This window comes from Microcystis sp. LE19-131.1A, assembly GCF_027532015.1.
Classification (GTDB): domain Bacteria; phylum Cyanobacteriota; class Cyanobacteriia; order Cyanobacteriales; family Microcystaceae; genus Microcystis; species Microcystis ichthyoblabe_A.
Genome location: NZ_JAPZSS010000302.1, coordinates 1 through 9,735, shown reverse-complemented (window position 1 = coordinate 9,735; position 9,735 = coordinate 1). Strand labels below are relative to the sequence as shown.

General features: G+C 39.1%; 9 protein-coding genes and 1 pseudogene. 1 reads left to right on the top strand and 9 read right to left on the bottom strand.

The window, feature by feature from the left end:
* A partial coding sequence (locus O9323_RS21040; protein ID WP_288125720.1) for a HigA family addiction module antitoxin occupies positions 1 to 178 on the bottom strand: 178 nt, incomplete at its 3' end.
* 5 nt (positions 179 to 183) lie between these two features.
* On the bottom strand, positions 184 to 462 hold the full coding sequence (locus O9323_RS21035; protein ID WP_288125718.1) for a type II toxin-antitoxin system RelE/ParE family toxin: 279 nt from the start codon (positions 460 to 462) through the stop codon (positions 184 to 186).
* Between the two features lie 272 nt (positions 463 to 734).
* Here O9323_RS21035 and O9323_RS21030 point away from each other — a divergent pair.
* A pseudogene (locus O9323_RS21030) lies at positions 735 to 875 on the top strand (UDP-N-acetylmuramate dehydrogenase); the annotation flags it as partial.
* Positions 876 to 1,001: 126 nt separating this feature from the next.
* Here the strand turns inward: O9323_RS21030 and O9323_RS21025 are convergent.
* From O9323_RS21025 to O9323_RS20995, 7 genes are all read right to left on the bottom strand, one after another.
* Positions 1,002 to 1,256 carry a hypothetical protein gene (locus O9323_RS21025; protein ID WP_288125717.1) on the bottom strand — a complete coding sequence of 85 codons (255 nt, stop codon included), beginning with the start codon at positions 1,254 to 1,256 and terminating at the stop codon, positions 1,002 to 1,004.
* A gap of 239 nt (positions 1,257 to 1,495) precedes the next feature.
* Positions 1,496 to 2,260 carry a flagellar motor protein gene (locus O9323_RS21020; RefSeq protein ID WP_288125716.1) on the bottom strand — a complete coding sequence of 255 codons (765 nt, stop codon included), beginning with the start codon at positions 2,258 to 2,260 and terminating at the stop codon, positions 1,496 to 1,498.
* A gap of 18 nt (positions 2,261 to 2,278) precedes the next feature.
* Complete coding sequence (locus O9323_RS21015; protein ID WP_288125715.1) at positions 2,279 to 3,715, bottom strand: MotA/TolQ/ExbB proton channel family protein; 1,437 nt, start codon at positions 3,713 to 3,715, stop codon at positions 2,279 to 2,281.
* Between the two features lie 15 nt (positions 3,716 to 3,730).
* Positions 3,731 to 6,190, bottom strand: a complete 2,460-nt coding sequence (locus O9323_RS21010; RefSeq protein WP_288125714.1) for a hypothetical protein — start codon at positions 6,188 to 6,190, stop codon at positions 3,731 to 3,733.
* 39 nt (positions 6,191 to 6,229) lie between these two features.
* Entirely contained in the window at positions 6,230 to 8,629 is a 2,400-nt protein-coding gene (locus O9323_RS21005) for a CYTH domain-containing protein (protein WP_288125713.1), read from the bottom strand.
* A 58-nt stretch (positions 8,630 to 8,687) separates the two neighbouring features.
* Positions 8,688 to 9,131 carry a hypothetical protein gene (locus tag O9323_RS21000; RefSeq protein ID WP_288125712.1) on the bottom strand — a complete coding sequence of 148 codons (444 nt, stop codon included), beginning with the start codon at positions 9,129 to 9,131 and terminating at the stop codon, positions 8,688 to 8,690.
* A 458-nt stretch (positions 9,132 to 9,589) separates the two neighbouring features.
* Positions 9,590 to 9,721, bottom strand: coding sequence for a helix-turn-helix transcriptional regulator (locus O9323_RS20995; protein ID WP_288125719.1), 132 nt, complete (start codon positions 9,719 to 9,721; stop codon positions 9,590 to 9,592).
* Positions 9,722 to 9,735: the final 14 nt, after the last annotated feature.

Sequence of the window (9,735 nt, the reverse complement as noted above, 5' to 3'; positions counted from 1 at the left end):
CGAAAGCTTTCCCTAAGCGAATTGCCATTTCGGGGCTAATACCTGCCCTACCATTTAAGATGGCAGATAGGGTTTTTCGACTTACACCCAATGCTTCAGCAGCCTCAGTCACAGTCAGATTCAAAGGTTCGAGACAAAGTTCTTTAAGAACTTCACCAGGATGTGGTGGATTATGCATTTTCATCAGTGGTAGTCCTCAAGATCGACATCACAAGCATCAACACCGTCAAAGGTGAAAGTGATCCGCCAGTTTCCAGATACTCTCACCGTCCAGGTTCCTTTACGTTGCCCTGCCAGTTCATGAAGTACCAATCCGGGCAAGTTCATGTCTTGCGGTGAAGTTGCAGCACTGAGACGAGCCAGAATCAGCCGAATTCGTTTGGCATGATTTGCTTGAATGCCTCGGGTGGTTCCCGACTCAAAGAACTGCTCTAGTCCTCGATGCTTGAAACTGAGTATCATCGATTAAGTGTAACCCATAACGTTACTGGTTACAACCCAACTATAAAAAAATAACGCCTACTATTTTTAATATATCTCGTGAGTGGTGCGTTACGACGGATTGCTAGTCCTAAGTAAGAGCAGAGATTGTCACCGTCTAACGCACCCTACTGGACTATTGACTATACGGAAATTTTCCGTATATTACGCCCAAAAGCGTGTCAGCCAGATTAGCCTACTGCTAGTGGGGCGGTAGGAGCTACATTAGGGAACGCACCCTACGGCTATAGACTAATTTTATCCTGAATATTGGTTCAGCAAAAGCCTCGGATATTCTGCGTTTAATTCGCCATGTGCAGGAACAAGTGTTCGATCGCTGGTCTTTGTGGTTAGAACCAGAAGTGAAAGTTTTAGGGGAATTTGACGGGATTTAACTATTTTTCTCGATAACGGTGGAACTCAGCCGCGATGGGCTGGAGTGCGACGGCAGATATTTTTATAATCCTCTAGAACTGCAATCTGAATAATTGCCTCACGATTAGCATTGACGTTACCTATAATCATTGAAATAAATTTGCCCCAATCAAACCGACTCGATGAACTGCTCGATGTGCGATTCTTACGAACCAAATTTGAGCATCGGTCAATCGGGCTAAAAGTTGATCGGAAGCTGTGAGGCTGTCTTTTGCTACTTCAAAAGCCCCTGTTTCAATGTTGATTGCTACAATCTTCCCATGATTGCCCTCCTCGACTTGGGGGCGCACCTGAGATTGATAAATGTCATTAAAATCTATTGGTGGAGCAGTAGGAGCCACATTAGGGAACGCACCCTACAAGATTGCGATCGTACTGACAGTGGGAGCAGTCTAGCGGTGGAGTTATACGCCGTTGGAAGCAGGTCTTCGATCAATACACTTGAATGATATCAAAGCTTTCTTTGTTTGTAATCCGATAAAACAGGAAATCTGAATCGATTGTGAGAATTTGCCGATATCCTGTCTTTTCAGCTACCAAGACCAGGGTTGTTAGCCTGCGCCTGTTGCGACCAGATTTTTTAACCTCCACCAGATTTAGTGAACCGAATCTCAATGCGTCGTCTCTCTTTATCAGGATTGGGGTTTGGTTGAGCAAACTCACCATTCTTTAATATTAGCTGACCTGCGGAATAGGCTCGAAAACCTTTCCGTGGATCGAGTCCCTTAAAACGTCCTCCCTGTTTTTGGATATCTTGCAATTTTCTTACAACCGCTAAAGCTCTCATCAGTCCTAGATCAGCGTTAGAACCAGCACTCAATTCTTTGACAGATTTACCTCCAGCAGCAACACTCTCTACTAAACCATCCAGATTACTGTTACTACTATTAACAGCTTGACCATCAGTATGACCGATCACAACTACTGTATCAACATCAAACTCTTTAATATTTTCGTCTATCTTATTAGCAAGCTCCGTACTGATATACGTTTCTAGAGAACTAGGAAGTTCAGCACTACCTGATGGAAAGTCATATCCTTCAGCCGCTGTAATGACTATATTTGGAGGGAACTGTGATTTTCTGCTATCTCTAGCTAATAATTGTCTAGAGAGTTGTGAATTTTTCGCCTGCTCTTCTCTAAGCAGACTATCTAACTTTTCAATCCTGCTTTTGTAAGCATCTAGAGATGCTACAGATTGTTGATACTTTGTATTAGCAGCTTGATAAGACTGGGCTGTAATAACGAGAATTACTAAGAATACTGCAAGCAAAGAAATAATTAAATCGGTTCCCGGTCCAAAAGGATCGTCTTCATCACCTACAAAACTCCACAACCTTTTCATACTGAAAACTCCCATTTATTATCCAAAAAAATTTCTTTTAATCCTTTCTATTAAAGGCTTTTCTAGCGATTCATTGATTGCCTTCATTCTCATAGAAGCCTCTTCCATTCGCTGAACTGCTCGATTTATAGTTGCTTTCAGTTCAGCACTTGCTTGTACCATAGCAACTATATCTTGAGATTCTTTTACGTTTTCTATAAACCTTGCCTGAGATGAGTCAAGCTGTTGTAAGAATGAAGTAAATTTGACACGAGTTTCTAGAAGAGCATTAACTCCCTCATTTACTTGCTCCGTTTGCTTTTTAATACTTTTTTCTGTTTCGCCAAGCCTGCTAGAGACTGTTTGCCCAGCGAAAACTATACCGTCCTTAATATCATCTCTGAAGCTCTTGAGAGAAAGCTCACTATAGATTCCCTTGACCTCGCCAATAAATCTATTTTGAGTTTCTCCTACTTCGTCAATAAACTGATCAAAATCAGATTTTGTTTGTCTTAATTGTTGAACACCTGATTGAATTTCAGTTGTTTGTTCCTTAATTCGCTCAAGAACAGCAGCGATACTACGCTGAATCTCTTGAGTATTTTCATAAAGGCGTTGTCCTAACTTTTCGACAACACTCTCAACTTTTGCTAACTCCCCTAAGATTCTAGATTGATCGTCGTTGTCAGCATTTCGCGCTAAAATTAAAATAATCTCAACGGAGCTTTCCATATCCCTGAAATAATCATTTTGGCGTTTACGCAGTATCATAAGTAGGAAACCAAGTAGTATAGCGACTTCCAAGCCAGCTACGCTAGTACTAAATGATATGAATAGTGCGTTAGATAAAGTAATGATGGCATCTGTAGGATTCTGACTAGAATCAAGCTTTGCTAGCTGCGTAATTGCTTCTAGCAGACCTATAAATGTTCCCAAAATTCCTGCACGAAGAGCAATTTTCTGAATATTGGTAAGAGTGAACAGACTTTCTAGAGCCTCATCACGATACGGCTCAACAACATCAATGCTAGACTCAAACCTTAGATTAACAGCCTCTTTGGAAATATGTCGGAAGAGACGAGGCATTGCTAGAGATGGCTCAGTCTTATTGACAGGCAAATAGTTTTCTTCTAACTTACTTAAACTTACATTTCTTTTTTCTCGAATACCTTTCTCACCATTTTCTTTAATTTCATTTGCGATTGCCCGCTCTACTTCTACAGTTGCTATAGCTTTCGCTGCAACTATCACTCCCCAAATACCTATTAGGTGTATACAAAGATTAAAAACGTTGGATAATGATGACAGATACGAGCTAAATCCAGAGTACGTATATCTGAAAAAAATAGCTATGACAACTAATGAAGCTAGTAGAATAATTAAAAAATCTTTTTGGGTTTTAATCCAAAAAATCGGATTTTTTATCAATCTATTTGGAGAAATTTCAGAAATTCTTCGTCTACCTAAAACTTGCATTTTTAACCCTCAGCTTTACACATCTATAATTTGATTATCATCAGACAGGGAGTTACTAGGAGTTTTTGAATCAAGTTTCTTAGATTCAGCTGGAGGCGATGCTTTGCTATATTGAACCAGAGCGTCGAAATCAGACTCATCCGTCGATGATTGCATTGATTGCTGAGTTTTCTGAGATGTTATTTCAGAAGCTTTGTTTCTATTACTCTTCACTGCTTCAGACAGCTTATTATTCAATTCTTTTTCCCTTTCCATTAGCTTGTTCTTACGGTCTTCTCCGCCAGTTTGAGTGCTGAGGGATCTTAACTGCTCTCGAACTAATTCAAGTTCTTGATTCAAATGTTCTATGTCATTCAATGATGTTCTTATCTCGATTCCTCTCAACCCACGATCATTGTGAATTTGCTCTTTGGCTTCTTCTATATTTTTCATTTCGCTAGCTAATTGAAGACTACGCAATGCAGCTTTTTTCTCTGTATCAGAAATTTCAAGTCTGTGGAGAGATATTAAAAGTCCAAAGCTATTTATAATATCCTTGCTTGTCAGGGTATTTGCATCGGCTAAAATCTTCAAAAGTCCTTGTGTTGTTTCGTAGCTAAGAGTTCTAGTACTCAAGCTACCAAACCAATATCGAAGCTGGTTTTGAAGAAAATCTCTGACATCTTCTACGCTAGGTTTGCAAGAAGCAAAAACATCCCATTTATCTTTAGCAACACCATTAATTTGAAATGAGCCAGTAAAATGGACTGGTTCACCAGCGTCTCTGACAGAAGCTATTTTAATCTCAAAATTATGATAGGCTCTCCCAGTAAGATTGTTAATAAGAGAAAGAAGCTCTGTTTCTAGTACTTGTAACGACACTTCTACAGAACTTGCTCCAAACTTCTTCTCCAAAGACTTTTGAACTGCATCGGCAATTTTATCTTTCACTGATTCTTGAGTAGAAAAATCGTCAAGGTAATAAATAAGCCCTTCTTGGGCATAAAAGTCTGCTGCTTCTACCTCATGCAAGACTCTTTTGATAGAATCAATAACTTCTCTACTTATTAGTTCATCTAAATTAACTCTCGGATCATTAAGAAAGCGCTTAATCGATTCCAAATCCTCTATTTTGCCACGAACATTTATTTGCAGCCTGATCTTAACACTATTCTGTTTCGTTGAAAAAGTTTCGTCTTTTTCTATTGAAAACCCTTCTGTTTTGTAGGTAATAGGCTTTACATCAGGAATAGTGCTAATAACTCTGACCGAGTAGCCAATTTCGTTCGCTTTTTCATTTAACTTGCTTCTAAGTTCTTCTTCATTTGATTTAGAATCATATCTTAGGACAAGATCTACGTAGCTCCAACCAAACAAATGTCGATCAACAATTCGTTCTAATTCTCTTTTAAACCATGATTGTAAATCAGAAAGTTTTGCTCTTCTGTATCGAACAAAATTTTCTCGTGCTTTAGACAAATCATCTTTCTCTTCCACAGATGATTCAGCTTGATAACTTTTCAAGATCGGCTCTATATCCAGAGAGTATTGTATTTCTACTGGCTTTTCATATCCTTTAATATTGAATGGCAAAACATACTTAATAGAACCTAGGTCAGGCATTTTAAATTCAACAGAATTCTCTACAGAGAAATGATCAATTTTACGCCCGTGTATGCTTAGAACTTGATCAAGATGACTAATTAGCTTTGGTCTAATAAGCTCATTGAACTTATAGCAAAAGTCATACAAGTATGCATGATTACGAAGATAAGTTTGAGTTTTCTGGAGAAGAAGCTCTCTAAGCTCACCAAGCTTCCTGTAGTTCAAAATTGCGTTTACCTTGCCGTTTTCTGAGATGGAAAGATCGGTCTGAAATCGAAAGTTCATTTGCTCTTCGATTAAGTCAGACAAAACTACAGGAAAATCACCAGAAAAAATTGAAAACGATTTTAACTGACCTGCTGCTTCTAACTCTAGTGAAAGTCTCAACCTCAAGTTAAGCCCTATCTCTCTAGACTTGTTTACTGCATGTACTTGCAAGTCTTTTAATTTCTGGGCATAGCTTGTTGTAAAATCGTTGAATTCAATATTTTTACTTGTATAGTCTTTTAGCCAGCCAATCAGTTTCCCCTCAAACACAACTCCAGGTGTAGTTGTGCTGTCATCAAAGAGAGCCAAAGCCACTTTTTCTTCATGACCTACAAAGCAACTTACCTGATATTGCAAAGATATACCAATGCTGCGATCAGCGGCAAAATCTCTTATTGCAAATCCTAGGATACTAGACTCTGCAATATTTCGGGGATCGTCTTCATTAGAAACGAGAAAAAACTCTAGCTGACGACCAAGAGTAATGAGAGGCTTTTTCTCTAGAACCTGCTTAGTTTTCGCGTCAATAATCACAAGTCTTTTCGTTAACGATGATGTGTATTTGGAAGCATCAGCCTCACTGAGTTTCATAACCACATTGTCTAAGACATATACTTCGGGCATAGTTTTATCTCCACTTAAAAAGTAGTTTTAGATTTTTAGTCAAGGATCAATTTTTTCAATCAAATAGTCAACGATGTGACGTCTGTAATTTAGCAAATCACCTTTATTCCAATTTTTATTAACCTTTATTTCATGGTTGCTAGCTTCAAGAAGAAAGATAGATAAACTTCTCCAGTATGCTACTATACTTGTTCGATATTCCTTGTTTATCTTCTTCTCATAGGCTTCAATCACATCGTTGATTGATATGAATAAAGAATCGGCGATGCTACTAAACTCAAACTTCACGCTTATATCCTCTTTCAATCCCAGAAGGATAGTAAATAAGCCAGGAAAAACAAGAATTGAAATTATACTTAAGCTATCTACTTCATCAATGATTGAATCAACACCTGGATGAAGAAGCCATTCAATAACCATTTTTAGTCTGCGATCGATAGACTCACCAGAACGCAATCCTCCAAATAATGGGTAGCTAAAAGCTTCCTCTCCATAGAATTTTGGATCAAATTGTTCAAGAGTCTCTATTAAATACTCAAGCAACAGTTGCAAAGCGTATCTATTGGAAGGAGAATATTTTTTCGGATCAGCTTCTAAGTCAGGTATCCATTCATAAATCTTTTCAAGGATTTCATATACTCGCGAGTTACTCTGTTTTAACTGGTTATAAAGCAGCCAATAGGCTTGCCTACGAATATCTTCGCTCCCTCGATCAATAGATTGCTTAAACCAATAATACTCATCAAACTGAGGAGAAAATCTCAATCGTCTTGAGAGCGATAAAACAACATCATGTTGTTTCGACGAAACCATTCGTTCCAAGAAAATCTCTGTAAGATCTTCCAACTGAGAGTAATCCAATGTTTCACGCAGCAAATCTGCAACACAATAGTAAATAAGATCTGAATTTCTTTTATTTACACTACGTTCCAAAGCACTGGTAGTAGACTGCTCTAGCCAATTTACCCAGAACTCTGTTCCTGGTTGAAAAATCATCATAGAAACGGATAAGTCTCTCAAAGCCTTTGTGATTTGAGATGATTCATCGAATAATAAATTGAGTTCTACCAGCTTTCGGAACTTATTTCTATACTCTACAAATTTCACGTTTTGAAAATACTCTCTCAACTCACCACGCAAATGTTGCATTGAGAAATCTATTACTCTAACTCCATACTCATTAAGCGCAAGCCTTAGATGACAGCTTTGCAGTATTTGTTCTGCATCCTCTTCCCAAATTTCACGTAATAGCTTTCTTTTTTGAGTTTGGGACTGACTCAAACGATTAACCTGCGCTTGATCGATTTGTCCCTTCTGAGATTGATTAAAAGTTACAACTTGATCCCCTACAGTTACAGAAACCGTCGATTCAGAAGAATTAGTCGGAACTTCGGTTCTACTCTCTGGCTCAACAATTGGAGTAGTCTGATCTGCTAGTAATAATGTAACTATTCGTTCAAAATCACCTATGTTCAAATTTTGGAAAAATGTTGCAGCGTATAAGACAGTCTTTTTCAAAATATCTGCTGTCTCATAAAGAGATATAGCAGCTTGCCCATCCTCGTATGCTGAGATCGATTCTGCCCTAATGTTTTGTTGTTCTCGACTAGCTCCTTCCTGTTCAAAAGGAATTTCCCACTGTGGAAATGATAATTTAATTGACTTTCTCTCTAGTGTTGTCTTTAAGGCTTGCGACTCCGCCAAGCAAATACAAAATATCTGGCGATTTCTTAAGTCTTGCTTAATGAGTGCGGCTGTAGAGGATCGAACAACTAAAGAGTCTAAAAATGTTTGCATCTCATAAGTATCAATGACTATTAGAGTTGGCTTACCATCTCCGATTTCAGAATTTAAAACAATATCGACACTTGGCTCAATTGCTAATTTCTTTAATGTTCCCCATTCTCCTGTAAAGAGCCTTCTACTTGATACAGGGACATACTCAGTCAAACCATAAGCAACTGAAAACGCAGCACTTGAGTCAGAGCAAGTGACAATTATTAAAGAGTCTTCGTGCAGCTTTCTGCAATAATCTGATAGTTCATCAAGCTTGACTTCAGGCAAGTTTTTAGGTTTTTGGGGCAAAGGTTTTGTTGGATCGGGTAATGTATGATTTCCTTCTGGCTTAGCCGCCTTTTTACCAAGAGGATTAAAATCTGGACCTAGAATAACATTAACAGTAGCGGTATTTTGATTTTGGTTGTTGTGATTGCCAGAAGCAGCTTGCTGTCCCACAACTGGTACAGGAGCAAATACACCATCACGCAAATTACGGTCACCTAATTTTTCACCTTCGTCGCTAACGTTTTGTGCTTGGTTATTGTCACTACCTACGGCAGCTTGCTGTTGAATATTGCCTTGGACATCTTCAACTTCTTGCTTTACTTGAGGTGTGGCATTTGACTGCCACGGATCTGGAGGAGATGGTGTTTGATTCATCACGTTACTCGTTCGCACTGAAGGTCAATACTGTATCCATAATGATTTGCTCATTTCGTCAAGAAAGGTAAGTCCACAACGATCCTGCGGCTACTCCTAGCCATTTTTCTACCTGCACTAGAATCGGTTGAACTTTTTCCCAAAGACTCTTGCTTGCTTCTACTGTCTTTGTAGCACTCTCAAGAGTCTCAGCCATTTCCTTTAGATTAATAGCTGCTGTTTCCTTCTTTGGTTCTTCTCGTTCAGTTGCTTTCTTGGCTGCGTTGAGATAAGTTATCGCATCCTCTCTAGTTGCATCTGGTAGTGCCGAAACTCTCAAGCATTCTGCAATTTGGTTGAGCAACTCAACAACTTCTGCTGTAGATAGCTCTCTATCAGTTTCCGATTTGGACAATTGAGTACCTGATGTCTGCTGGTTGTTGTTACCTATTGCAGCTTGCAATGTTATAATTCCAGAAGCTCTACTTGCAGACTGTGAGATCCCACCCTGTTTCTCAGACATAAAATCGCTCCTAAGAAATTTTCTTCATATTAGCCAATCCAAAATGCGATTGTCCACATGAATACTGACTTAAATGTTAAAAATCTATGAAGAATAAAAATAACTTGCGATCGCACCTTATGAAAAATCGCTGCTCGGTAGGAACTGAGTGCTAAATATCCAACCAGTGATCTTCAGCTACTTGCCCCACCCGTGATTCAGCAGGCTAACTATTGATTATACGGAAATTTTCCGTATATTACGCCCAAAAGCGTGTTAGCCAGATTAGCCTACTGCTAGTGGAGCGGTAGGAGCCACATTAGGGAACGCACCCTACAAGATTGCGATCATACTATTTTTAATATATCTTGTGGGTGGTGCGTTACATTTAATTAACGCACCCTACGCAATCGGCGATCTGCTATGCAGTGCCTTCGGCATCGCACTGGGGGGTTGAGTCCGTCGGCTGCAAACCCTGGTTAGGCAACTGATAGCCGTTTGACTTTGATATTGCCAATTGTCTGCTCTGCTTGCCATAGATCGTATTGCATTTGCTGATTGAGCCAACTTTCAGGAGATGTATCGAAAGCTTTCCCTAAGCGAATTGCCATTTCGGGGCTAATAC